The following is a 22,940-nucleotide window of genomic DNA, read 5'->3' on the forward strand; positions in this document are numbered from 1 at the left end:
AGACCGTTCAATGAGCGTTGATATTTTGCTGAATTCGACCAGCCGACTTGCTTCGCTCGCCCGAAATTCCGGTCCGTCGCAGGCAAAGGCGGAGGCGGAAAGCGAGGGGCAGGCCGACCCGGCGAAATTGTTCAGTTCGCTTCTGGAACGACCGCAGGGCAAGGTCGAAAGGAAGGATGAAAAGGACGACGCAGCCAAAATGGATGAGGCTGAAACGAGGGATGAAGACGGGGCGAAACAGGCTGCAATTTTCGTTCTGCCGCAAAATCTCCTCTCTTTGGCCACTTCTTCGCCTGATTTGAAGGGACCAAATCACAATTTTGCCACAGGAAATATCGCCAAAAACGACAAAAACCCCTCTGATCCGCTCTCTGCCTTAATTAAGGAAGCAGGTCCGGAAGGGGGAGAGAAGCAGGTTGGCGAACTGCCTGATGCGCATGTCGATCCGAAGAAGGGGCAAGCCCCGGCGACGCCTTCGGCCAGCGCCAGGGCGGAGCAGTTTATCGCTCCTGACGCATCGAAGGAGACCGGCGGCAATCCGAGCGAGAACGCTGTGGACGATCTCGCCAGCCCCGCGAACGCGGACAAGGGGCAGACGCGGCAGTCGGGCCAGACGCCCGACAGGGCCGATCTCCAGCCACAGCAACCGGCGCCCAAAAGCAGTGTGCCGGGAGAAAGCAAGGCAGCCACCACGCCGTCGCAGGGCGCGGCGCGGATCGCCGACATTCAGGTGGTTTCCGAACGCAGCTTCGGCACGGTCAAGACCTTGCAGATTAGGCTCGATCCGGCAGAACTCGGGACGGTGACGGCGCGCATCCGCGTGGGATCGGAAGGGGTCGAGGTGCATCTCGTCGCCGAAAAGACCCATGCGGCAGAAACGCTCGCCGCCGACCGCTCCATGATCGAGAAAGCCCTGAAGGCGGCAGGCGTCGCGGACGATGCGAAAATTTCCGTGACCGTCACCGATCGCAACGCGGCGGGCGCGGTGCAGCAGGCGCAGGCATCGCATAATGCCGGGCAACAGCAGGCCAGCGGCCAGCAATCGGGCCAGCAGCAGGCTTTCAGCATGCAGCAGGGTTTTGACGGGCGAAACGGCAGCGAGACCCAGGCGGGTCTCATGGGCGGCGAGGGCAGGCGGAATGATGAATCCGGTCAGGCAGGACGCGAGCGTTCGGACATGCAGGGCGCGCAGGATGGCGGGAACGGTATTGTTCGCAATAACGACCGCAATCGCGGCCTGGTTGTCTGACAGCCGCCCGGCCAGAGCCGAGAATATCTGTGAGCGCGAAATGCACCGGGCATCGGCCCGCTACGATGTCCCGCTCGGCATTCTCTACGCGGTCGGGCTGACGGAAACCGGCCGCAAGAACTCCCTGCAACCCTATGCGATGAACATCGAAGGGCGCGCCGAATTCATGCCGTCGCAGACGGCGGCGGTGAGGCGTTTCAACGAGGTCAGGGCCGAAGGCGCAAAGCTGATCGACCTCGGCTGCATGCAGATCAACTTTCACTATCACGGCAAAGAATTTCCGTCGGTTGCCGCGATGCTGATGCCGAGCCTCAATGTCGATTACGCGGCCCGATTCCTGAAGCAGCTCCGCCAGCGCGAAGGCAACTGGACGATGGCCGTCGCGCGCTATCACGCCGGGCCGAACAACGACCCCGCCCAGAAGCGTTACGTCTGCCGCGTGATGACGAATATGGTCGCCACCGGCTTCGGAAACTGGACGCCGCAGGCGCGAAACTTCTGCTTCGGGTAAACCCGATTCCTGCCAATTTTAACAGGTTGTAACAGAGTGTCAGGTGCACCCATGTTGCGCCTGTTCAATTGCCGGTTGCAGTCTTCGGCAAGTGCTGTTAAAGCGACCGAAATTTTAAGCCCTTGTAAAGAATCGTAAATGTTCGTGAGCCGTTAATATTCGGTTAAGGTTTGTGCGCCTAAAGGATGAGGCGCGTTGCAATCAATGCGATTCCCTCTATTTTAGCATCTACTAAAATGCCTCCCAATTTGTTGCGGGCAACTAATTGCCATTGTTGCTGATTCCTCTCGCCAGTTATTGCTAGCGTGCTTGGGCTAACATATTGATTCGGAAGGCGGGCCGATGATCGTTGTCGTAGACGACAGAGATATTGTGACTGAAGGATACTCATCCTGGTTCGGTCGCGAAGGCATCACGACGACGGGTTTTACCCCTACCGATTTCGATGAGTGGGTGGAGAGCGTTCCGCAGCAGGATATCATGGCTGTCGAGGCCTTCCTGATCGGTGAATGTGCCGATCAGCATCGCCTTCCGGCCCGGATTCGTGAACGTTGCAAGGCGCCTGTGATCGCCGTCAACGACCGTCCGTCACTGGAACATACGCTGGAGCTGTTTCAATCAGGCGTTGACGATGTTGTGCGCAAGCCGGTGCATGTGCGTGAAATCCTTGCGCGCATCAATGCGATCCGCCGCCGCGCGGGCGCATCCGCCGCTTCCAGCGACGATGGCACCGAGCTTGGCCCGATCCGCGTTTTCTCCGATGGCCGCGATCCGCAGATCAACGGCGTCGATTTTCCGCTGCCGCGCCGCGAGCGCCGCATCCTGGAATATCTGATTGCCAATCGCGGCCGCCGCCTGAACAAGGCGCAGATTTTCAGCGCGATCTACGGCATTTTCGACAGTGAAGTCGAAGAAAACGTCGTTGAAAGCCATATCAGCAAGTTGCGCAAGAAGCTGCGTGAGCAGATGGGCTTCGATCCGATCGATTCCAAGCGCTTCCTGGGCTACTGCATCAATATCGAATGAGGTTGATGCGCACTGTCTCTTTGTCTTCACGCATGTTCTCACCGCATCGCAGCGACACCAGAGGCCAGTCCGGCGGACTGACTTCCCCGCCAAGGCGGTTCCCACTTCCGGGAGACATGCTTTCAGTATCGCGATTTCGAGCAGGTCTGCGGATTTCCGAAACCGCGTCGGTTCCCCAGTAAAAGCGTAAAACATCCCGAGGCTACAGTTTCACGCAAGCGTGGCTCTTTAGCTTGATCGCGGATGAGTGGGTCGGGTCGCCGATTCCATCGCTGGACTTCACGGATTCCGGCCCAGAACTCTTGGATTTTGGCCGGTGACACAATGATGGTGATACAACCAATCAGGAGCTGCTAATGAGCCTCTACGGTATGATGCGGACCGGTGTTTCGGGAATGAACGCGCAGGCGAACCGCCTGTCGGCGGTCGCTGACAACATCGCGAATGCAAGCACCGTCGGTTACAAGCGCGCCGAAACCCAGTTTTCGTCGCTCGTTCTGCCCAGCACAGGCGGACAGTATAATTCCGGCAGCGTGCTGACCAATGTTCGTTACGGCATTTCCGATCAGGGCGGCATCCGCTCCACATCGTCCACGACCGACCTTGCCATCGATGGCAACGGCTATTTCGTGGTGCAGGGCGCGGACGGCTCCACCTTCCTGACCCGCGCCGGTTCCTTCGTTCCCGACAAGAACGGCAATCTGGTCAATTCAGCCGGCTATTATCTTCTGGGCGCAGGCCCGAACGACCCCGCCGGCGCGCTGACGATTCCCGGCCTGAACATCATCAATGTCAACAGCGCGGCCCTTCCGCCGGAAGGCAGCACGTCGGGCACCTTCACGGTTAATTTGCCGTCTAGCGATCAGGTTCCAGCAGCCGGCGAATTCAATCACAAGACCTCGCTGATCTCCTATAACGACAAGGGCGAGAAGATCACGCTCGACGTCTATTTCAGCAAGACCGGCACGGATGAATGGAGCGTCACGGTCAAGAACGCAGCCGACAATGCAGTGGTCGGCGGCCCGACGACGCTGACCTTCGATCCGACCACGGGCGCGATGACGTCCGCGGGCGACGTGACGGTCGATCTAGGGCCTTATGGCGGCCAGAGCCTCAGCCTCAATCTCGGCGCCTCGACACAGCGCGCCGGTGAATACACGATCTCGCAGGCGCAGATCAACGGCCAGGCGCCGTCGGCGGTCAAGGGCGTGGATGTGGCCAATGACGGCTCGGTCGTCGCCATCTACGAAAACGGCACGCAGAAGGTTCTGGCGCGCATTCCGCTTGCCAATGTCGCAAGCCCGGATCGCATGACGGTGGTGAGCGGCAACGTGTTCCTGCCGAGCGCTGAATCGGGTGACGTTCGCCTCGGCTTCCCGCAGAGCGAGGGCATGGGCAAGGTCATGTCCGGCACGCTGGAGGAATCCAATGCCGATATCGCGCAGGAGCTGACCGACATGATCGAGGCGCAGCGCAGCTATACGGCCAATTCGAAAGTCTTCCAGACCGGCTCCGAACTGATGGACGTGCTGGTCAATCTGAAACGTTAAACCGGCCAGTTCCGGGGAGGGTGAAAAGCCTTTCCCGGAAACAGTGGTTTGAATTTGGCATTTGCCCGGACCTCTTTCCGAGGGGCGCAAATGCCGGAACCGGACCACTGGCGCATTGAGAATACGGACCGTCCGGGCAACGGGCACGGTTCACGCACGATGGGGCAGTTCCGATAGAAGCGGAATTATCAGGGGCTTTCCAGGTGTTTGTTTTAGCCGCATTTCCGGGCACGAGACCGCATCGCGCCTGCCGGGAATGCACTTGTAGGATGGGGTAAGATGTCGCTTAGTTCTGCTCTTCTGACGGCCAAAAGTTCGCTTGCGGCAACGTCCAAGCAGACCTCCGTTGTCTCCAGCAATATCGCCAGGGCCAACGATCCGGATTATTCCCGACGCACCGCTTCTCTCGTATCGGGGCCTTATGGCTCGCTTTACGTGGGGATCAGCCGGTCGGCGGATGAGGCCTTGTTCAACAGGTTCATCCAGTCGAACAGCACGGCCTCTTCCTCTTCCATTCTCGCAGGCGGGCTCGACCGCCTTTCGTCGCTTTATTCGGCGGATAATTATTCCGGCTCGCCTTCGGCCCTCATCGGCGATCTGCGCGATGCGCTCCAGACCTATGCCGCTTCGCCTTCCAACAGCGCGCTTGGCGACAGCGTGGTGTCGACGGCGCAGTCGCTCGCCAATGCGCTCAATGCCGGAACGAAGCAGATCCAGTCGCTGCGCAACGATGCGGACCGGGAAATCGCGGATTCCGTCGCCAATATCAATGATCTTCTGGCCAAGTTCGAGAAGGTCAATCAGGAGATCGTCGGCGGCACGCGCGCCAATCGCGATGTTTCCGACTATATGGACCAGCGCGATGCGATCCTGAAGCAGCTTTCCGGCGAGATCGGCATCACCACCATGATGCGCGGTGACAATGACATGGTGATCTTTGCCGAAAACGGCGTGACGCTTTTCGAGACGACGGCGCGCAAGGTTAGCTTCGAGCAGTCGACGGTGCTGGCGCCGGGCATTTCCGGCAAGGCGGTGCTGGTGGATGGGGTTCCGCTCAACCACGAGACATTCGACCAGCCTTATGGAACAGGCCGTCTCAGCGGCTTGCTGCAACTGCGCGACCAGATCGCCCCGCAATACCAGATGCAGCTTGACGAGATTGCGCGCAATCTGGTGACGATGTTTGCCGAAAGCGACCAGACCGGCGTCGGCGCCGACAAGACGGGTCTGTTCAGCTGGGCCGGATCGCCGGATGTTCCGGGCGCAGGTATGTCGGCGGGCATTGCAGGCAGCATCAAGGTGTCCTCGGCTTTCGTTGCCTCCGAGGGGGGCAGCGCGCTCTTGCTGCGTGACGGCGGGGCCAACGGGCCTGATTACAAATATAACATCGAAGGCGCAGCCGGGTTCAGCGAGCGCCTGCGGGCGCTCAACGAAGCCTTCTCGGAGCCGATGGCGTTCGATCCGGCAACAGGTCTTTCGGCCAGCTCCAGCCTGATCGACTACAGCGCGTCATCCATCAGCTGGCTTGAAGGCAAGCGCCAGAAGGCCAACAGCGAATTCTCCTATAATGCGACGGTTGCCACTCAGGCAGACGCCGCCCTCTCCAACGCCAACGGCGTCGACATGGACACCGAAATGGCGCTGCTTCTCGATCTTGAACATTCCTATCAGGCATCGAGCCGGGTGCTGACCACGATCAGCGCAATGCTCGACGATCTTCTCAACGCGGTGTGAGGCCAATGAAAGCGCAATCGATTTCCACCTATGGCGCAACGTCAGCCCTCAGGGCCATGGTCGCGAAGAACAAGGCCGAGATGCTGAAAGCCCAACAGGAAGCGACCACGGGAACCGTGTTCGATGTCGGGCTGTCGCTCGGCTCGAAATCCGGGCAGACCGTGTCCCTGCGCAAGGAATATGACCGGCTGAGCGTGCTGACGGACATGAACAAGCTGGTGCAGCAGCGCATGAATGCGACGCAGACCGCTGCCGGCACGATCATCGAAAACACGCAGAACTTTCTGGGCGACCTGACGGGCGCCAACAATACCGCTGAAAGTGCCGCCACGATTGCCAAGTCGGCAAAGTCTATTCTCAACTCCGTCACCGGCCTGCTCAACACCAGCTATAACGGCGAATATATCTTCGCCGGTGTGAACACCGATGTGAAGCCGGTTGCCGATTATACCGAGGGCAGCGCCGCGCAGACCGCCGTGCGCCAGGCCTTTCAGAACCATTTTGGCTTCGCCATCGACGATCCGCAGGTGGCCAACATCACCGGCGACGAGATGACGGCCTTTCTCGACGGCGATTTCGCCGAGGAGTTCAACGATGCCAACTGGGCCGCGAACTGGTCGGATGCATCGGACACGGTGATCAAGAGCCGCATCTCGCCCACCGAAACCGCCGATACGTCGATCTCGGCCAATGCCGACGGCTTCCGCAGGACGATCATGTCGGCGGTCATGGTCGCCGAATTCGCAACCATCGGCCTCAACAGCCAGGCTTTCGAAGCCCTGACTGGCAAAGCCATGCAGACTACGACGACGGCGATTACCGAAACGACGTCGGAACAGACGACGCTCGGTCTGGCGCAGTCGCGCACGCAGGCGGCGACGACGCGTATCGTGGCGCAGCAGAAGATACTGAACCAGTCGGTGCTCAATCTCGAGGAAGTCGACCCTTACGAGGCGGCGACCCGCGTCAACGCTTTGAAGACGCAGATCGAGACTTCCTATTCGCTGACGGTTCAGCTGCAGAATATGAGCCTGCTCAACTATCTCAGATAGTCGGGATGATCAGGACGGACGCAGCATGATGCGAGCCCGTCCGGACTGATAGACGGAGAAAACCATGTATCAGATGCGCTACGAAGATGTCATGACTGACGATATGGCGAGCGCCAGGGAACGGGAGCGGACGCTGTTCGACCGTTCCATCGCAATGCTCGAACTGGCGAAGGAAAACGGCAGTGGCTCGCGCGAGGGGATCGACGCGACCTATTTCACCACGAAGCTCTGGACCACGATCATCGACGATCTGGGGTCGGAGGAAAACGTGCTGCCGAAGGAACTGAAGGCGGCGATCATTTCCGTCGGCATTTTCGTGCTGAAGGAAATCGAGCGCATCCGCCAGGGCGAAAGCAACGATTACGCCACGCTGATCGAGATCACCCAGTCGATCCGGGACGGACTTTGAAATGGCTCCCAACGGAAAACCGGCCATTCGCCTTTCGCTGCGCGCGGGCGAACGTATCTTTATCAATGGTGCAGTGCTGAAGGCCGACCGCAAGGTCTCGCTCGAGCTTCTGAACGACGCCACCTTCCTTCTGGAAAACCACGTTCTCCAGCCCGAAGACACGACAACGCCGCTGCGCCAGCTTTATTTCGCCGCGCAGATGATGCTGATCGAACCGGCCATGCGCGAACAGGCCCACGCCACCTTCGCGCAGATGCTGAGGGGCATGTTCTCCACGTTCAAGGATGTGGAAATCCTGAATGCGCTGAAGCTGGTCGACGAGCTGGTTCATAACGGGCGCGTTTTTGAGGCGCTCAAGACCATTCGCGCGCAATATCCACGCGAGGCCGAACTGATGGGCCTTGAAGCCCCGGCTTCGCCCGTGGCTGCAATCCGGAAATCCGCAGAGGCAAACCGATGACCACGACACCGCCGGTCGGCACGAACACGACGAACAACAATACGCCGAACAACAGCAATTCGGCGGCCAACAAGGCAAGCGTCGACTACAATTCCTTCCTCAAGCTTCTGGTGACGCAGATGCAGAACCAGGACCCGACGCAGCCGATGGACGCGACGCAATATGTCTCGCAGCTTGCGACCTTCTCCAATGTGGAACAGGCCGTGCAGATGAACAGCAAGCTTGAAACGCTAATCGCCAATACGTCGCTGACGCAGGCCGAAGGCTGGATCGGCCGCACGCTGACCAATGCCGATGGCAGCATATCCGGCGTCGTGAAATCCGTTACCATCCAGTCCAACGGCATGCTGGCCGAACTGGAAGACGGCAAGACGCTGATGATCGGCGCAGGCGTCAAGATCAGCTAGGACATGATGCGGTGAACGAGGCCGACGCGCTCGATATCGTCAATTCCGCGATCTGGACCGTGCTTATGGCAAGCGGCCCGGCGGTGCTTGCCGCGATGCTGGCAGGCATCGGCATTGCGCTTTTCCAGGCGCTGACCCAGATTCAGGAAATGACACTGACCTTCGTGCCGAAGATCATCGTCATCTTCGTCGTGCTGGCCCTGACCGCGCCTTTCGTCGGCGCGCAGATCAACTCTTTCACGCTGCTCGCATATTCGCGCATCGAGAAGGGGTTCTAGCACGTAGCCTTCGCGCAAGCTTCGCAAGCTAAGTTCCCTCCGCAAACAGGAGACGGACGTGCAGCAGGCAGCGGCTAAACCCTTCATAAAAGGCGGATTTCTGACCGGCAGCGACATGGGTCTGGCGGTTGGCATCATCATCATCCTGACGGTGCTTTTCCTGCCTGTCCCGGCGGTGGTGCTGGATATCGGGCTGGCATTCTCGATTGCCTTTTCGGTCCTGATCCTGATGGTGGCGCTGTGGATCCAGCGCCCGCTCGACTTTTCCGCCTTTCCGACGGTGCTGCTGATCGCCACCATGATGCGATTGTCGCTGAACATCGCGACGACGCGCGTGATCCTGACCCATGGCAATGAAGGCTATCTCGCCGCCGGTCATGTGATCCACGGCTTCTCGCAATTCGTGATGGGCGGCGATTTCGTCATCGGTCTGGTGGTTTTCTGCATCCTGATCATCGTCAATTTCCTCGTCATCACCAAGGGCGCGACGCGTATCGCGGAAGTGGGCGCGCGCTTTACCCTCGACGCCATTCCCGGCAAGCAGATGGCCATCGATGCCGACCTTTCGTCCGGCCTGATCGATGAAAAGGAAGCGCAGCGCCGCCGCCGCGAGCTGGAAGAGGAAAGCTCCTTCTTCGGCTCCATGGACGGTGCCTCGAAATTCGTGCGCGGCGACGCGATTGCGGGCCTCATCATCACCGCCGTCAATATTTTCGGCGGCATCATCATCGGCGCCACGCGCCACGACATGGACATTGCGCACGCCGCCGACGTCTTCACCAAACTGTCGGTGGGCGATGGTCTGGTCACGCAGATTCCGGCCCTGATCGTCTCGCTCGCCGCCGGTCTTCTGGTGTCGAAGGGCGGCACGCGCGGTTCCGCCGACCAGGCGATCTTCGGCCAGCTCGGCGCCTATCCGAAGGCGCTTCTGGTCGCGGCGATGCTGCTTTTCGTCCTCGGCATCATGCCGGGCCTGCCAGCCTTCCCGTTCTTCATGCTGGGCGGCGCAATGGCCTTTGTCGGCATTGCCGTGCCGCGCCGCCAGGCGCGCCAGCGCGAGGCGGAAGCGAGCGAAGCCGACAAGAAGCAGCGCGAGGGGGAAGAGCAGGAGCGCAACTCGGTCAAGGCGTCGCTGGAAACCAACCAGATCGAGCTTTGCCTCGGCAAGCAGCTTTCCGCCCGGCTGATCGCCTCGCAGCAGGAACTGGCGCACCGCGTCAACAAGATGCGCCGCAAGTTCGCGCAGGAATACGGTTTCGTCATTCCCGAAATCAAGGTGACGGACGACATTGCCCTGCCGCCGAAAAGCTATCGCATCAAGATACACGGCACGGCTGTCGCCAGCCACGAATTGCGCGTCGGCGAAACGCTCGTCGTGCTGGGCGAGCGCCCGATCCCGTCCATCCCCGGTGAGGAAGTACGCGAGCCGGCCTTCGGCATGCGCGCCTATTCGGTGCCGGAAACCTTCGCGGCTGATCTGCGCCGCGATGGTTACATGACCGTGGACAATCTCTCCGTCCTGCTGACGCATCTGAGCGAAATCGTCCGCAACAATCTGGCCCAGCTTCTGTCCTACAAGGACATGCGCATCCTGCTGGATCGTCTGGGTTCTGAATATCGCAAGCTTCTGGAAGATATCTGCCCGACGCATATTTCCTATTCGGGCTTGCAGGCGGTGCTGAAACTGCTGCTCGCCGAGCGCATTTCCATCCGCAACCTGCATCTGATCCTCGAAGCCATCGCGGAAATCGCGCCGCTCGTCCGCCGCCCGGAAATGATCGTGGAGCATGTGCGCATGCGCATGGCGCAGCAGATTTGCGGCGATCTTTCCGACAATGGCGTTCTGAATGTTCTGCGTCTCGGCAATCGCTGGGATCTGGTTTTCCACCAGAGCCTCAAGCGTGACGCCAAGGGCGAGATCGTCGAATTCGACATCGATCCGCGCCTGCTGGAACAGTTCGGCACCGAGGCTTCCGCCGTCATCCGCAAGCATTTCGACAATGGCGAGCGCTTCGTGCTGGTGTCCTCGCCGGAAGCTCGGCCATATATCCGCATGATTATCGAGCGCCTGTTCGCCACCTTGCCGGTGCTCTCCCATGTCGAAATCGCCCGTGGCGTGGAGGTGAAGTCACTTGGCGCGATTTCGTAGTGATGACCGGTCGATCCTTCGGTCTTTTGATCCTTCGAGACGGTCCCCTTCGCTGCGCTCAGGGCACCTCCTCAGGATGAGGGGAGCGAGGGTTGGAGACGCCCTGCCCGCGCTCAGGGCACCTCCTGAGGATGAGGAAGAGTTCTAGCGCCCACACCCCTCATCCTGAGGAGCCATGCCGAGCTTGTCGAGGCGTGGCGTCTCGAAGGACGAGGGGAGTAATTATTGCAACATACGATGAAAGGGCCCTGAGTGCCTGTCGCGCAATTGCCGCTTAACGAGATCATTCTGGCCGCCGTTCTGGCGTTCTGCCGCATCGGCGCATGCCTGATGCTGATGCCGGGACTTTCGAGCGCGCGCATTCCCTTGCAGGTCAGGCTGTTCATCGCGCTCGCCTGTTCGTTCGCGGTTCTGCCGCTCGTGCTGCAACGCATCATCACCGTTGTCGATGCCGGGCAGCCCTTGACCCTGTTCCGCCTGATGGCGAGCGAAATATTCATCGGCGCGGTCATTGGCATTCTGGCGCATATCTATTTCTGGGCATTGCAATTCATGGCAAGCACGATGGCCGTTTCTATCGGCTATTCCGGCTCTCCCGCCGATGCCATCACGGAAAGCGAACCGCAGGCGACATTGGCGACGATCGTCACCTTCAGCGCGCTGTTCCTGTTCTTCATCACCGACATGCATCTGGAAATCTTCCGGGCGCTGCTCAATTCCTATGTGGCCATTCCGGTGGACGGGCAGTTTCGTCCCGATGCAGTGATGATCGACTTCACCGATGCGCTTTCGGGGGCTTTTCTGGCGACGCTGCGCATCGCCGCGCCCTTCATCGTCTTTGCGATCCTCGTCAATTTCGCCATCGGTCTGGTGAACAAGCTGACGCCGACCATACCGGTCTACTTCGTGTCGATGCCGTTTGTGCTGGGGGGAGGGCTGCTGGTGGTCTATTTCATCCTGCCGGAACTGCTGCGCTTCTTCACCAACGAGACCGCCACGCAGTTGCGTGAATTGTTCTGAGGGCCGCGATGACCAATCCGCGCAATCTGAAGAAGCTGATTGAACTGCAAAAGCTTGGCAGCGCCCGGGTGGAACAGGCGCTTGCCGCAGCCAATGCGCGCAAGGGCGCGCTGGATGAGGAGCGCGAGGCGCTGATCGCCATGCAGGATCGCCGCTATGATGGCGATGCGCTCAATATCGATCCCTCGCTGCTTATCAGACGCCTCGGCAGCAACGCAGCCGAATCGCAGCAGCTTGAGCAGCGTCTTCAGGCGCAGCGCAAGGCGCTGTTGCAGGAACAGCGGCGTGTCGAATTGCTGGAGGATCGCCTGACCGACACCAGAAACGAGCGCGAGCGGCGCGAACTTTCCAGCCTTATCGAGGAATTTATTAGCCGGAAAACGACAAACCGGTCGCAAGGCCCTGATTGAGCGCAAAAACGAGGCTGAACGCACGCACAAGTTTCAGTCAAGTTTGACCCGTTATGGTGCAATCAACAGAAGAGGGAGTGTATTGCATGGCGATCAACCCGCCGTCAGATCTGGTGATGGACGTGGCGCGCGCCGCCGATCCGCAAGCCTATCGCATGGCGGCGGAACGGTTGAAAGCGCCGTCGGCACCGGGAACCATGGTGGCCTCGGCTGCCGTTGGCCTGACGCGGGACAATTTCGCCAGCTTTTCCGACAGTCTTGCGGCGGGCGTCAGCGTGCGGCCGGATGCGCAGAATGCGGCCAGCCCGGCCTATCGCAAGTTCGAGGCCTTCATGCTGCAATCCTTCGTGCAGTCGATGTTTACCAGTGACACGACGGCGACCTTCGGGAAGGGGATCGCCGGTGAATACTGGAAGTCCATGATGGCGGAAGCCATGGCAAACAAGATGGCGGATGGCGGCGGTGTCGGCATTGCCAGGTTGCTTGAGGAACAGGCGGCGCGCAACGCGCGGCCAGAAGCACCGACAACGGTAGCGTTGGGAGACGTGATCAATAATCTGGGAGGCGATTTGAGCGAAAACGCCGTTTCGAAGGACATCGTGCATGGTTTCGAACGCAAGCTCATTCAAAAGCAGCTGGAGCATGTCTCCCGAAAAGGGGAACCGGTTTCGGGATGAAGACATGCGGGAAAATAGAGAGATAGAACCGTTCCGAGGACTGCGTTTCACCGGAACTGTTCCACACAAAGATAGCGACACGGACAGCGCGCGCGGCTGATTGGCCCGTAACGACAAGCGTCATAATTGAGGACCCCCGAAATGACCGAGACAAGCTCTGAAAACAGCCTGCCAGAGGATTCGCTGATCGTCGCCGTGACGAGCGAACCCGGTCAGGCGCTGGCAGAGGAACCGGCCGAGAACCCAGCATTGAAGCCGGTCGTGCGGGCGATCCAGCGTCTGGAAGACGTCATCGATACGGAGACGCGCCTTCTGCTGGAAGGCGGCAACCCCGATCTTGCGGAAATCAACGCACGCAAGAGCCGCGGGCTCTATGATTTCAACAAGGCGATCAAGAAGGCGGCCGGCGCTGCCGAGCCGGCGACGATGAAGCCGCTTCAGCCACTGCTCGACAGCCTGAAGCACAAGCTTGAGAAAAACTGCGAAGCGCTGCAACTGCATCTGCGGGCTGTCGGCGAACTGGCCGACCTCATTCGCGGTGCGCTGGAAACGCAGGAAGCCGACGGCACCTATTCCATGCAGAGCGCGAGGCTCGGTCACGCACGATGATCCGCATCATTGCCATCGGCCTGTGGATCTGCGCTGTCGCTTTCGGCTCGCTTTTCTTCGCGGTTCGCCAGAACGCCTCATCCCCGGATGGGGCGCAGGCCGCGGTCGGCGGGTTTGGAGGCGTGGACTACGTGAAGACGGATGTGATGAGCGTGCCGATCCTCTCGAACGGCGGCGTCGCCGGTTATGTGGTGACGCAGCTCGTCTATACGATCGATTCGAACGTTCGCAAGAAGCTCAGCGTGCCGCTCGAATTCTTCATCAGCGATGAAATCTTCCGCAAGTTCTATGGCAGCTATTCGGATACGAAAGAGGTTGAAAAGGTGAGCTTCGAGGATGTGCGCGCCTCGATCATCGCCGATCTCAATGCGCGGTTTCCAGAGCCGGTCATCAAGGACCTTCTGGTCGAGCAGTTCAACTATATTTCAGCCGAGGAAATCCGCGCCATGAACATGCGCGGCGCGCCGACGCCGACCGCGCCGGGGAAACAGGTTCCTGAAAAGCAGGCAGCCGCGCAGCCTGTCGGTCACAGCGAATAATATTTTCCTGAAAGCTGGGCGAGGCGTTCTTCGTCCAGCGGCGTGACTGCCGGGTCGGATACGAGTTCCACACCCATTTCACGGCCATTGCGCCAGGCGACGCGGGCCAGAAGCGCGCGACCGTAATAATCGTCGAACAGCCAGAAACGCTCGGGCAGAGTAGGGACCTCCACGGTTCTGAGCTTGGCGCCATGGGGCGCGATATCGCTGAACTGGCATTCGATGATAAACCGCCCGTCGAGGCCCACGATCTTGCCGGAGCGCAGCCTTGTGCGCTGCCTCTCTTCCCTGCGACGTTCATGGGATGGCTTAACCCGTGCCATATCGAAATCTTACCTGCTTTTCCCCTCCGGCATCGGCCTGAAAATCGCAAACGATTTTCAGAAAGCACGATGCGCAGTTTCAGGAGAGCAATCTAGCAGGTTTCGATTGCCGATGCGTTACTTTTTAAACCGGGAACCTTCGGACATGGTTACCTTGAACAGGTTCGTATCTGTTCAGTGATCCCCGCAGGCTTCGCAGAGGCCGCGCAGCTCCAGCGTCGTCTTGCGCGACTTGAAGCCGTTCTGCAGGCTCCATGCGCTGACGAGATTTTCGATTGCCGCGTCGGAAAACTCCGTCACCTGACCGCATTTCTCGCAAATGGCGAAAGCCACCAGACCCTGCTGGTGGCATTGCGGATGCGCGCAGGCAACGAAGGCGTTGAGGCTTTCGAGCCGATGGATCAGCCCGTAGTCGAGCAGCTTTTCCAGCGCGCGATAGACTTGCAGCGGCGCGCGGAAGCCGTCGTCGCGCAGCTGGTCGAGGATCGTATAGGCGCTGAGCGGGCCTTCCGCCTTGGACAGCACGTCGAAAACCAGTGTCTGATTGCGGGTCAGGTCCTGCGGGGCGTGATGATGGTGATGGGTGCTCATTGTCCAGCGATCCGTTTCGGTGATGCTTGTTCCCTCTTATGTAGGGGTAACAGGCTCAAAATGAAAATGGCAAGCGCCGCGACCACGATGGACGGGCCGGAGGGCGTGTCGAAATGAATGGAGCCATAAAGTCCGCCGATGACGCCTGCCGCGCCGATCAGCGAGGCGAGGATGGCCATCTGCTCGGGCGTGGAGGCAAAGCGGCGTGCGGTCGCTGCCGGTATGATCAGCAGCGAGGTTATCAATAGTATTCCGACGATCTTCATCGCAATGGCGATGACGATGGCCAGAAGCAGCATGAAAACGATACGCGACAGGGCGGGGTTCATGCCCTCGGCGCGGGCAATATCCTCGCTGACGGTGGCGGCGAGGAAGGGACGCCACAGCCAGGCCAGAACCGCCAGCACGAACACGCCGCCGCCATAGATGAAGGCGATATCCATGCGCGAGACGGCCAGAATGTCGCCGAACAGGAAGGACAGCAGGTCGACGCGCACCCATGTCATGAAGGCGACGAGGACGAGGCCAAGCGACAGGGTGGCATGGGACAGGATGCCGAGGAGCGAATCCGCCGACAATGTATGGCGGCGCTGCAAAAGCAGCAGAATGGCGGAAATCGCCACGGCGACGGCAAACACGCCGATCATCAGATTGATGTCGAAAACGAGCGCCAGCGCCACGCCGAGCAGGGCCGAATGCGCCATCGTATCCCCGAAATAGGCCATGCGCCGCCACACGATGAAGCAGCCGAGCGGCCCGGTGGTGAGCGCCAGTCCGACACCGGCGATGATGGCGCGGGTGAAGAAATCGTCAAGCACGGGGCGCGCTCCCTTCGTGATGATGGTGGTCATGTGCGTGGTCATGCTCGTGCTCATGATGATGGCCGTCATCGGCATGGCAGTGATCGGTCACGGAACCGTCGGCATGAAGCACGCGCCCGTCGGGCAGATGCGTGTGATCGTGGTGATGCTCATAAACCGCAAGCGGCCCGACGGCGCGGCTGCCGAACAGGCGCATATATTCAGGGCTCGCCGTCACGTCGCGCGGTGTCCCGCTGCAGCAAACATGGCCGTTGAGGCAGATGACGCGGTCGGTCGCCGCCATGACGAGATGCAGGTCGTGCGAAATCAAAAGCACGCCGCAGCCCGTATCGTCGCGCAGTTTCGCGATCAGCTCGTAAAGCGCAGCCTCGCCGGAAAAATCGACGCCCTGCACCGGCTCGTCCAGCACCATGAGGTCGGGCTTGCGGGCAAGTGCCCGCGCCATCAGCGCCCGCTGGAATTCGCCGCCCGACAGGTTGGCGATCTCGGCCTTTGCAAGATGCGGGATGCCGACCACTTCCAATGCCGTCTCAATATCCTTGCGTGAGAGAGGTCCTGTCAGCGTCATCAGGCGCTCGACGGAAAGCGGCAGCGTGCGGTCGATATTGATCTTCTGCGGCACATAGCCGATGCGCAGTCCAGGCATGTGGATCACGCTGCCTTCGTCGGGCTTCAGGATGCGCAGGGCCATCTTGGCGGCGGTGCTCTTGCCCGCGCCATTCGGCCCGATCAGGGTCACGATCTCCCCGCGCTCGACGCTCAGGCCGACATTGCGCACCAGCCAGCGCCCGTCGCGATAGACGCCAGCGTCCTTCATTTCGATCAAGGTTTCCCGCGCCTTTTGGACGGGGAGGGCGGTCTTCCTGCTCATCTGTTCCGGGCTTTTCTCAGTGTCTTTTCGTTGCGCCACCCCGGTTGCGATTTTTGCAAAAATGGGGGTTGCCTCACCTTATGACAGACGTTATAGCATAACGCAATAGACGTTATAAAATAACATATCACTTGAATATGATATCCGTTTCCAACCGCACAAGAGAGAGACCATGAAACACTTCCGCTCCCTTCTTCTCGCCTCGGCTTTCCTTACCGGCGCGACGAATATCTCGCTTGCCGCAGAGCGCGAAGGCGTTGTGGTATCAATCAAGCCGCTCCATTCCATCGTGTCGGCGGTCATGCAGGGCGTGGGCGAGCCGAAGCTGATCGTGCAGGGGGCGGGTTCGGAGCATGTCTACAGCCTCAAGCCTTCCGATGCCGAGGCAATCGAGCATGCCAAGGTGATCTTCTGGGCCGGGCCGTCGATGGAAACCTTCCTCGACAAGCCGATCGATACGCTGGGCGAGGGCGCGAAGGTCATCGCGCTTGGCGATGCGGAGGGCCTCACCCGGCTGAAGTTCCGTGAAGGCGGTCCGTTTGAAGCGCATGACCACGGGCATGAAGGTCATGACCATGGCCATGATGACAAGAAGCACGATCATGCCGCGGAAGCTTCCGAAGCCGGGCATGATCATGACCACGGCCATGGCGAATATGACCTGCATTTCTGGCTCGACCCGCAGAACGGAAAGGTCCTGGCAACGGATATTGCGAAGACGCTGGGCGCAAGCGACCCGGAACATGCCGCGCAGTATGAAAAGAACGCCAGGGACTATGGCGAGAAGATCGACGCGCTGACCAGGGAAATCGCGAGCGAACTGGAGCCGGTCAAAGACAAGCCCTTCATCGTCTTCCATGACGCCTACCAGTATTTCGAAAATCGCTTCGGTGTGAAGGCCGCCGGGTCGATCACGGTCAGCCCGGAAAAGGCGCCGGGCGCAGCGCGCATCAAGGAAATCCACGACAAGATCAAGTCGCTTGGCGCAACCTGCGTGTTCTCCGAACCGCAATTCGAGCCGAAGCTGGTAAAGACGGTTATCGACGGGACCGAGGCCAGAACCGGTATTCTCGATCCTCTGGGTGCGGAACTGAAGGACGGGCCGGATCTCTACCCGCAGCTCATCCGCAATCTGGCGGATTCACTTAAAACCTGCCTGTCGAAATAACAGCCGCAGCCGCTTCCCTTTGCTGGATGCACGCGCGTTCAGAACGCGGCTGCAAATGTGCCGGGCTGCAACTATCGACAGCCCGGCACTCACGAACCAAAAGCGGAAAGGCTTCGCCCCTTCGCCTGAGCGCTCGTCAGGCCCAGACGGTCTGGAGCATTTCCAAAAAGTGCGTAGCGGTTCCGCCATACCATATTGAACGGAACCGCTCTGGAGCATGATCCGAGAACGAGGGTCGACAAGATGTTGCTCCACGTAGAAGGGGCTGGAGCGTCGATCTGATTCCATCCGATCGAAACGCGCTCCGGGTTTTCCGGGACATTTCAGGGCGGCTTCCACCGCCCATTTTCACCACGAAAATTGTTACGATATAACATAAAGGAGAAATGAATGCGCAGCTTTTTGAGGACGCTTCACGCCGGTGCCGTTTTGGTTTTTCTCGCTCCTGCGTTTGCAGGTGCGCATGGCATCTGGATTGCCGAGCGTCATGGCACGCAGGCTGTCGTTTACGGTCACGGCGCGAGCGACGAGGCCTATGATCCGCAGAAGCTGAAGACGGTCACGGCCCGGGATGTGGACGGCAAGGAACTCGCCGTTGAGATCAGGCGGCAGGAAGATCATGCCCTGCTCGGCGTGCCCGGGGATGCGGTCGTGGTCAGCAGCGTCTTCGATAATGGCTTCTGGGCCGAGGGGCCGGACGGCAAGTGGGTCAACAAGCCGAAATCGGAAGTGCCGGGCGCAAAACAGTCCAGCCAGAGCCGGAAGTTCGCCGTCGCCATTCTCGACCATCTGCGCAAAAAGCCCGAGCCGCAGGGCCTGCCGTTTGAAATCGTGCCGCTGATGGACCCGACGATCTTGGAGGCGGGCAACGAACTGCCCGTGCAGGTTCTGGTTGACGGAAAGCCGGTCGAAGGCGTGGAAGTCGCGGCGGACTATGTCAATGACAGCCATGCGGCACCGGTGAAGACCGACGCGGAAGGCATTGCCAGGATCAGGATTCGCAATGCGGGTCTCAATGTCGTCGGGGCGGCCTATTCCAGCCCGCTTTCCGATTCAAAGGAAGCCGACAAGCTCAGCTATTTCACCACGCTGACCTTCAATCTCGATCACCATCACCACGATTGATCCCATCCCGTCATCAAGGAACGGAGTCATGCGAAAGAGACTGCCCGTTACGGTCCTGTCCGGCTTTCTTGGAGCCGGAAAGACGACATTGCTCAACCACGTGCTCAACAATCGCGAGAACCGCCGCGTTGCGGTGATCGTCAATGATATGAGCGAAGTGAACATCGATGCCGCCCTCGTTCGGGAGGGCGGCGCCAATCTGTCCCGCACGGATGAACAACTGGTCGAAATGACCAATGGCTGCATCTGCTGCACCTTGCGCGATGATCTCCTGAAGGAGGTTTCGCAACTGGCGGCACAGGGGCGCTTCGATTATCTGCTGATCGAATCGACCGGTATAGCCGAGCCCTTGCCGGTCGCCGCTACGTTCGAATTTCGCGACGAGAAGGGCAACAGCCTTTCCGATGTCGCCCGGCTCGATACGATGGTGACGGTTGTCGATGCCGCGAATCTGCTGAAGGATTATGCGTCGAGCGACTTTCTGCGCGATCGCGGCGAATCCCTCGGCGTGGAGGACGAGCGCACGCTTGTCGACCTCCTGGTCGAACAGATCGAGTTCGCCGACGTCGTCGTGCTGAACAAGATATCGACGGCTTCGCGAGAGGAGCGTGATCTCGCCCACAAGGTCATCCGTTCGCTCAATCCCGATGCCAGCATCGAGGAAGCTGATTTCGGCGAAGTGCCGCTCGACGCCATACTGGACACGAAGCTCTTCGACTTCAACAAGGCGCATGAGCATCCGCTCTGGTACAAGGAACTGCACGGCTTTGCCGCGCACACGCCCGAGACCGAGGAATATGGCGTCCGCTCCTTCGTCTATCGCGCGCGGCGCCCCTTCGATCCCGGACGGTTCCAGTCGTTCATCGACAAGGGCTGGCCGGGCGTCGTGCGGGCGAAGGGCTTCTTCTGGCTGGCGACAAGGCCGGATTTCGTTGGCGAAATCAGTCAGGCTGGCGCATTGGTGCGCACCGGCAAAAGGGGTCGCTGGTGGTCGTCCGTGCCAAAGCAATACTGGCCGGACGAACCCGAATGGCAGCGCGCCATGGAACCATATTTCCATAAGACATGGGGTGACCGGCGTCAGGAAATCGTGTTCATCGGCGTCGATCCGATGCAGGAAGACGCGCTCATCGATGAGCTGGACCAGTGTCTGCTTGAGGAAGAAGACTTCGTGCCGGAGCGCTGGTCCGGCCTGAACGATCCGTTCCCGAACTGGTCGCCCGCCTGAGCCTGTTTGGCCAGCGATTCCAGAGCGGTTCCCATTGAATCGGGGCGTCTGGAACCGCTCTGTCTTTTGTTTCTACGCATGCCTAATCCCAAAGCAGGTTCCCGCTTTTGGGGGCATGCTCGATATCCAGAGCCCTGCTGTCGGCCAGCGTTCGGTGATCCAGAACGCTGGCGATGGCTTCGCGCACATCCAGCATCATCTGGCGCACTTCACATTCGTCCTCATCGCAATCGTCGCAGGGGCGATAGTCGGTCTTGCTGGCGCAGGCGATAGGCGCAAGCGCGCCATCGAGCGCACGGATGATGTTGCCGATGGCGATCTCGTTGGCCGGGCGGGCGAGGCAGAAGCCGCCGCCCTTGCCTTTGCGGCTCAGAACGAAACCGGCATTGCGAAGCTCGGTGAAAATATTGTCGAGAAACTTGCGCGGTATATGGTGCTTTTCGGCGATCTCGCTGGCGGAAACCAGTTGTCCATCGGTAACGCCCGCCAGATGTACCATGGCTTTCAGGCCATATTTGCCCTTTTTGGTCAGCATGCCACCCCTGTGGGGCATTTCCTCGAAGTACCGAAATCGGCTTTGTCCGGAAATGCACGAAAAGAATACGCAACACACGCCGCCAGCCAAAACCGGCGCCGTTCGCAACATCAGGCCAAAGCCTGCTCCCTGGAAGTTAGGCGCTAAACCCGGCTGCGACAAGTCTTTTTGCGCCTGGCGGGGGTCTGATGCACGACCTGCCTGCATCCAGAGGCGACCGGATACACCCACCGCCTCCGCTATCATAACGCCATTCAGGTTTGTGTACGCCAGGGCAAGAAATCTGCTTGCTCGAGCACCCGGCTAAATAAGTTCCCTGCGCGATACATCTCCGGCTCGACGCTGAAGATGTTGTCAGTTTTTCGGGGTGGCAACAATTGCCGCCGTTATATTGAGAGGCCCATTTCCGTGGCCATCGCCCTCATAAGATCCTAAAAGATAAAGATCGCGACCCTGTGCGATAGCTGTAAGTGCAAATTCTATAACGGTTTTATCAAAGTCATTCATTTCTGAGACATCGTAATTGTTTCTAAATGAAAACCAAACATCATCTGTTGCTACTGATAGAGCAATGATATTTGGGTATGCGGTAACTTTAATATGCTTAAACTCTTTTGCAATATCTGGCATACTAATCTCCTTAATATATTGAGAATCAGCTAATTTACCGTCTTATATTGCCGGAAATGGGTGGGTTCGGACAACCTGTCAGCGTATTCAGCAAAAATGTAATGTTAGCTTCGGGGGTGTCGATCAAAAATTTTCACGCTGCCGCCGAAAGATTGTAGTTTCGTCACGCCATCCTCGATTATTTTTTGTTTTAGTGCCTTTGTTGCTGAGGCGATATGGAGGGCGCCCTTCATATGCGTGGTGACATGTACCGCCGGTTAATTGTGCGTATTCTCCAGCAAAGCGAGCGATAATGCGCCTTGCAATGCGTCGCCAAGTGCAGGCCGATAGTGCCCCCGATACGGCAGGAAGGGCAGTGCTGCATAGGAAGAGGCAAGGCCTCCGGTCAGGCTGAACCGGCCAAGCGCTTCCGTGTCGAGCCGCTCCAGACCGCGTGCAATATAAGAGCAGGCGTGTTGCAGGATCGAATTGCCGAGCGGATCGCCCGCATGGGCGTGGTTGAAAACGAGGGGAGCGAAGGCGGCGTAGTCGGCGGCTGTTGCCTTGCGCGAGAAGGCGATGATCTGGCGAAGCTCGCCGTTGAACCGCGCCAGCACGGCGTCGACAAGTGCCGTACGCTCCGCCATTCCATCCAGTGCGAGCAGCGTTTCTTCGAGAAGTTCCCGCCCAAGCCGCGCGCCACCCGCGTGGTCGCTCAGCATGAAGCCGCGTCCGCCGACAATCTCGAAGGCGCCCCGTTCCCTTTTGACGAAGACCGAACCGGTGCCGAGAATGACGATAGCGCCATCGTCCTGCCCGAGCGCGCCTTGCAGGGCGCTGACCGCGTCGGAAACGATCTTCACATGGCCAAAGGGGAACTGGCGTTCCATGCTGTCCTTGTCGGCAAGCGAATTTGCGCCCGCGAGCCCGAGCACCGCGCAGGTCTCCCTCAGTATGGCGACATCGAGCCCCGCGTCCTGCACGGCCTGCTTCGCCGCGCGCATTATATTATCCAGCGCGGCGACCGGCTCCGCACCGATATTGGCGGGGCCGCTGGTCCCCCGGCCCATGGCCGCTCCATCGCGGTCGGCGAGAAGCGCCCGGCACCCGGTGCCGCCACCATCGACCGCCAGAATATAAGGCATAGGCTTCATGTTCATTCACCCGATTGTCATGTCAGCCGTCACGGAATCGTCGCAACTGTTCGAATCGCCAGTTTTTCACGGTTGAAATTTGGTTAAAAAGGACCATATTGGCTGTGGAAAGAAAATTCCTGTTTTTTTGAGAAACTGCGTTGACAGTTTTGTTTGGTGGGGTCTATATGGCGCCACAACGAGGGCGGCGGCGCCGCAAGCGGCAGGCTGATGCGTCCTTGGAGTTGGTTGAAGGTGTCTGGCAGAGATGCTGGGTGTTGGTAGGCTGGCGGCGTTGACGGGGCAWTGAGTCTTGTTGATGTTAGAAGAAAAGAACTTCGATTAAGTTTGTGATTTTCTTCGAAAAAAGTGGTTGACAGGTTGGTTTGACTGATCTAGAAGCCCGGCACCGCAGACGAGGCGCTGACAGGATTTGACCTTCGGGTTGGGTGATTG

The 22,940-nt window shown here is 59.4% G+C and carries 26 protein-coding genes; 19 read left to right on the top strand and 7 right to left on the bottom strand.

The genetic code is table 11. From position 1 onward, the window contains the following. Positions 1–10: 10 nt before the first annotated feature. From ACOWVS_RS12960 to ACOWVS_RS13035, 16 genes are all read left to right on the top strand, one after another. On the top strand, positions 11–1,249 hold the full coding sequence (locus ACOWVS_RS12960) for a flagellar hook-length control protein FliK (protein WP_006471441.1): 1,239 nt from the start codon (positions 11–13) through the stop codon (positions 1,247–1,249). After that, the gene (locus ACOWVS_RS12965) at positions 1,194–1,760 is read left to right on the top strand and encodes a transglycosylase SLT domain-containing protein (protein ID WP_031346090.1); all 567 of its coding nucleotides are present in this window, start codon (positions 1,194–1,196) and stop codon (positions 1,758–1,760) included. Before ACOWVS_RS12960 ends, ACOWVS_RS12965 begins: the two co-directional genes overlap by 56 nt. 342 nt (positions 1,761–2,102) lie before the next feature. After that, positions 2,103–2,786, top strand: coding sequence for a flagellar transcriptional regulator FtcR (ftcR, locus tag ACOWVS_RS12970; RefSeq protein WP_006469399.1), 684 nt, complete (start codon positions 2,103–2,105; stop codon positions 2,784–2,786). Between the two features lie 356 nt (positions 2,787–3,142). Then, positions 3,143–4,336 (top strand): flagellar hook protein FlgE, encoded by a 1,194-nt coding sequence (locus tag ACOWVS_RS12975; RefSeq protein WP_006471443.1) that lies wholly within the window; start codon positions 3,143–3,145, stop codon positions 4,334–4,336. 279 nt (positions 4,337–4,615) lie between these two features. Beyond that, complete coding sequence (gene flgK, locus ACOWVS_RS12980) at positions 4,616–6,070, top strand: flagellar hook-associated protein FlgK (protein ID WP_006469398.1); 1,455 nt, start codon at positions 4,616–4,618, stop codon at positions 6,068–6,070. A 5-nt stretch (positions 6,071–6,075) separates the two neighbouring features. Further along, positions 6,076–7,122, top strand: a complete 1,047-nt coding sequence (locus ACOWVS_RS12985; protein WP_006471445.1) for a flagellar hook-associated family protein — start codon at positions 6,076–6,078, stop codon at positions 7,120–7,122. A gap of 64 nt (positions 7,123–7,186) precedes the next feature. After that, positions 7,187–7,531, top strand: a complete 345-nt coding sequence (gene flaF / locus ACOWVS_RS12990; protein WP_006469396.1) for a flagellar biosynthesis regulator FlaF — start codon at positions 7,187–7,189, stop codon at positions 7,529–7,531. Between the two features lies 1 nt (position 7,532). Continuing rightward, positions 7,533–7,991: a flagellar biosynthesis repressor FlbT gene (gene flbT / locus ACOWVS_RS12995; protein ID WP_006469395.1), complete on the top strand. Its 459-nt coding sequence runs from the start codon at positions 7,533–7,535 to the stop codon at positions 7,989–7,991. Then, the gene (gene flgD / locus ACOWVS_RS13000) at positions 7,988–8,398 is read left to right on the top strand and encodes a flagellar hook assembly protein FlgD (protein ID WP_006469394.1); all 411 of its coding nucleotides are present in this window, start codon (positions 7,988–7,990) and stop codon (positions 8,396–8,398) included. Before flbT ends, flgD begins: the two co-directional genes overlap by 4 nt. Before the next feature lie 11 nt (positions 8,399–8,409). Then, the gene (fliQ, locus tag ACOWVS_RS13005; RefSeq protein WP_006469393.1) at positions 8,410–8,676 is read left to right on the top strand and encodes a flagellar biosynthesis protein FliQ; all 267 of its coding nucleotides are present in this window, start codon (positions 8,410–8,412) and stop codon (positions 8,674–8,676) included. Between the two features lie 58 nt (positions 8,677–8,734). Next, positions 8,735–10,825 (top strand): flagellar biosynthesis protein FlhA, encoded by a 2,091-nt coding sequence (gene flhA / locus ACOWVS_RS13010; RefSeq protein ID WP_006469392.1) that lies wholly within the window; start codon positions 8,735–8,737, stop codon positions 10,823–10,825. 252 nt (positions 10,826–11,077) lie between these two features. Continuing rightward, positions 11,078–11,845 carry a flagellar biosynthetic protein FliR gene (fliR, locus tag ACOWVS_RS13015; protein ID WP_006469391.1) on the top strand — a complete coding sequence of 256 codons (768 nt, stop codon included), beginning with the start codon at positions 11,078–11,080 and terminating at the stop codon, positions 11,843–11,845. Positions 11,846–11,853: 8 nt separating this feature from the next. After that, positions 11,854–12,255, top strand: a complete 402-nt coding sequence (locus tag ACOWVS_RS13020) for a hypothetical protein (protein WP_006469390.1) — start codon at positions 11,854–11,856, stop codon at positions 12,253–12,255. Between the two features lie 86 nt (positions 12,256–12,341). Then, on the top strand, positions 12,342–12,932 hold the full coding sequence (locus tag ACOWVS_RS13025) for a rod-binding protein (protein WP_006471446.1): 591 nt from the start codon (positions 12,342–12,344) through the stop codon (positions 12,930–12,932). 141 nt (positions 12,933–13,073) lie between these two features. Next, the gene (locus ACOWVS_RS13030; RefSeq protein ID WP_006471447.1) at positions 13,074–13,541 is read left to right on the top strand and encodes a hypothetical protein; all 468 of its coding nucleotides are present in this window, start codon (positions 13,074–13,076) and stop codon (positions 13,539–13,541) included. Beyond that, positions 13,538–14,080 (top strand): hypothetical protein, encoded by a 543-nt coding sequence (locus ACOWVS_RS13035; RefSeq protein ID WP_006469387.1) that lies wholly within the window; start codon positions 13,538–13,540, stop codon positions 14,078–14,080. The genes ACOWVS_RS13030 and ACOWVS_RS13035 overlap by 4 nt, the downstream gene beginning before the upstream one ends. On the opposite strand, the gene ACOWVS_RS13040 is transcribed toward ACOWVS_RS13035, so the two are convergent. The 4 genes from ACOWVS_RS13040 to ACOWVS_RS13055 form a co-directional block, all read right to left on the bottom strand. Then, positions 14,068–14,403 carry a PilZ domain-containing protein gene (locus ACOWVS_RS13040; protein WP_006469386.1) on the bottom strand — a complete coding sequence of 112 codons (336 nt, stop codon included), beginning with the start codon at positions 14,401–14,403 and terminating at the stop codon, positions 14,068–14,070. The two genes, ACOWVS_RS13035 and ACOWVS_RS13040, sit on opposite strands and share 13 nt — an antisense overlap. A 174-nt stretch (positions 14,404–14,577) precedes the next feature. After that, entirely contained in the window at positions 14,578–14,994 is a 417-nt protein-coding gene (locus ACOWVS_RS13045; RefSeq protein WP_006469385.1) for a Fur family transcriptional regulator, read from the bottom strand. Then, on the bottom strand, positions 14,991–15,845 hold the full coding sequence (gene znuB, locus ACOWVS_RS13050; protein ID WP_230350287.1) for a zinc ABC transporter permease subunit ZnuB: 855 nt from the start codon (positions 15,843–15,845) through the stop codon (positions 14,991–14,993). The genes ACOWVS_RS13045 and znuB overlap by 4 nt, the downstream gene beginning before the upstream one ends. Further along, on the bottom strand, positions 15,805–16,686 hold the full coding sequence (locus ACOWVS_RS13055; RefSeq protein WP_006471449.1) for a metal ABC transporter ATP-binding protein: 882 nt from the start codon (positions 16,684–16,686) through the stop codon (positions 15,805–15,807). The genes znuB and ACOWVS_RS13055 overlap by 41 nt, the downstream gene beginning before the upstream one ends. Before the next feature lie 172 nt (positions 16,687–16,858). Between ACOWVS_RS13055 and znuA the strand changes: the two genes are divergently transcribed. From znuA to zigA, 3 genes are all read left to right on the top strand, one after another. Further along, entirely contained in the window at positions 16,859–17,854 is a 996-nt protein-coding gene (gene znuA / locus ACOWVS_RS13060) for a zinc ABC transporter substrate-binding protein ZnuA (RefSeq protein WP_006469382.1), read from the top strand. Positions 17,855–18,244: 390 nt separating this feature from the next. Beyond that, on the top strand, positions 18,245–18,979 hold the full coding sequence (locus ACOWVS_RS13065) for a DUF4198 domain-containing protein (protein WP_006469380.1): 735 nt from the start codon (positions 18,245–18,247) through the stop codon (positions 18,977–18,979). A gap of 28 nt (positions 18,980–19,007) precedes the next feature. After that, entirely contained in the window at positions 19,008–20,207 is a 1,200-nt protein-coding gene (gene zigA, locus ACOWVS_RS13070) for a zinc metallochaperone GTPase ZigA (RefSeq protein ID WP_006469379.1), read from the top strand. Between the two features lie 82 nt (positions 20,208–20,289). On the opposite strand, the gene ACOWVS_RS13075 is transcribed toward zigA, so the two are convergent. The 3 genes from ACOWVS_RS13075 to ACOWVS_RS13085 all read right to left on the bottom strand — a co-directional run bounded on the left by ACOWVS_RS13075 (position 20,290) and on the right by ACOWVS_RS13085 (position 22,511). Continuing rightward, positions 20,290–20,742, bottom strand: coding sequence for an RrF2 family transcriptional regulator (locus ACOWVS_RS13075; protein WP_006471452.1), 453 nt, complete (start codon positions 20,740–20,742; stop codon positions 20,290–20,292). 354 nt (positions 20,743–21,096) lie between these two features. Beyond that, complete coding sequence (locus tag ACOWVS_RS13080) at positions 21,097–21,372, bottom strand: hypothetical protein (protein WP_006469377.1); 276 nt, start codon at positions 21,370–21,372, stop codon at positions 21,097–21,099. 257 nt (positions 21,373–21,629) lie between these two features. Next, positions 21,630–22,511: a BadF/BadG/BcrA/BcrD ATPase family protein gene (locus ACOWVS_RS13085; protein WP_006469375.1), complete on the bottom strand. Its 882-nt coding sequence runs from the start codon at positions 22,509–22,511 to the stop codon at positions 21,630–21,632. Between the last annotated feature and the right edge of the window lie 429 nt (positions 22,512–22,940).

Source organism: Brucella sp. IR068, assembly GCF_049065885.1.
Lineage (GTDB): Bacteria > Pseudomonadota > Alphaproteobacteria > Rhizobiales > Rhizobiaceae > Brucella > Brucella intermedia.

Excerpts from the sequence above, each read along its gene's own strand:
- ftcR (WP_006469399.1), top strand. The coding sequence starts at position 2,103 with ATGATCGTTGTCGTAGACGACAGAGATATTGTGACTGAAGGATACTCA.
- ACOWVS_RS12985 (WP_006471445.1), top strand. The coding sequence starts at position 6,076 with ATGAAAGCGCAATCGATTTCCACCTATGGCGCAACGTCAGCCCTCAGG.
- ACOWVS_RS13085 (WP_006469375.1), bottom strand. The coding sequence starts at position 22,511 with ATGAACATGAAGCCTATGCCTTATATTCTGGCGGTCGATGGTGGCGGC.
- znuB (WP_230350287.1), bottom strand. The coding sequence starts at position 15,845 with ATGACCACCATCATCACGAAGGGAGCGCGCCCCGTGCTTGACGATTTC.
- flaF (WP_006469396.1), top strand. The coding sequence starts at position 7,187 with ATGTATCAGATGCGCTACGAAGATGTCATGACTGACGATATGGCGAGC.
- ACOWVS_RS13075 (WP_006471452.1), bottom strand. The coding sequence starts at position 20,742 with ATGCTGACCAAAAAGGGCAAATATGGCCTGAAAGCCATGGTACATCTG.
- ACOWVS_RS13025 (WP_006471446.1), top strand. The coding sequence starts at position 12,342 with ATGGCGATCAACCCGCCGTCAGATCTGGTGATGGACGTGGCGCGCGCC.
- flbT (WP_006469395.1), top strand. The coding sequence starts at position 7,533 with ATGGCTCCCAACGGAAAACCGGCCATTCGCCTTTCGCTGCGCGCGGGC.
- ACOWVS_RS13035 (WP_006469387.1), top strand. The coding sequence starts at position 13,538 with ATGATCCGCATCATTGCCATCGGCCTGTGGATCTGCGCTGTCGCTTTC.
- flgK (WP_006469398.1), top strand. The coding sequence starts at position 4,616 with ATGTCGCTTAGTTCTGCTCTTCTGACGGCCAAAAGTTCGCTTGCGGCA.
- flgD (WP_006469394.1), top strand. The coding sequence starts at position 7,988 with ATGACCACGACACCGCCGGTCGGCACGAACACGACGAACAACAATACG.
- ACOWVS_RS13080 (WP_006469377.1), bottom strand. The coding sequence starts at position 21,372 with ATGCCAGATATTGCAAAAGAGTTTAAGCATATTAAAGTTACCGCATAC.
- ACOWVS_RS13020 (WP_006469390.1), top strand. The coding sequence starts at position 11,854 with ATGACCAATCCGCGCAATCTGAAGAAGCTGATTGAACTGCAAAAGCTT.
- ACOWVS_RS13040 (WP_006469386.1), bottom strand. The coding sequence starts at position 14,403 with ATGGCACGGGTTAAGCCATCCCATGAACGTCGCAGGGAAGAGAGGCAG.
- znuA (WP_006469382.1), top strand. The coding sequence starts at position 16,859 with ATGAAACACTTCCGCTCCCTTCTTCTCGCCTCGGCTTTCCTTACCGGC.
- zigA (WP_006469379.1), top strand. The coding sequence starts at position 19,008 with ATGCGAAAGAGACTGCCCGTTACGGTCCTGTCCGGCTTTCTTGGAGCC.
- ACOWVS_RS12965 (WP_031346090.1), top strand. The coding sequence starts at position 1,194 with ATGGCGGGAACGGTATTGTTCGCAATAACGACCGCAATCGCGGCCTGG.
- ACOWVS_RS13045 (WP_006469385.1), bottom strand. The coding sequence starts at position 14,994 with ATGAGCACCCATCACCATCATCACGCCCCGCAGGACCTGACCCGCAAT.
- ACOWVS_RS13065 (WP_006469380.1), top strand. The coding sequence starts at position 18,245 with ATGCGCAGCTTTTTGAGGACGCTTCACGCCGGTGCCGTTTTGGTTTTT.
- ACOWVS_RS12975 (WP_006471443.1), top strand. The coding sequence starts at position 3,143 with ATGAGCCTCTACGGTATGATGCGGACCGGTGTTTCGGGAATGAACGCG.
- ACOWVS_RS13030 (WP_006471447.1), top strand. The coding sequence starts at position 13,074 with ATGACCGAGACAAGCTCTGAAAACAGCCTGCCAGAGGATTCGCTGATC.
- ACOWVS_RS13055 (WP_006471449.1), bottom strand. The coding sequence starts at position 16,686 with ATGAGCAGGAAGACCGCCCTCCCCGTCCAAAAGGCGCGGGAAACCTTG.
- ACOWVS_RS12960 (WP_006471441.1), top strand. The coding sequence starts at position 11 with ATGAGCGTTGATATTTTGCTGAATTCGACCAGCCGACTTGCTTCGCTC.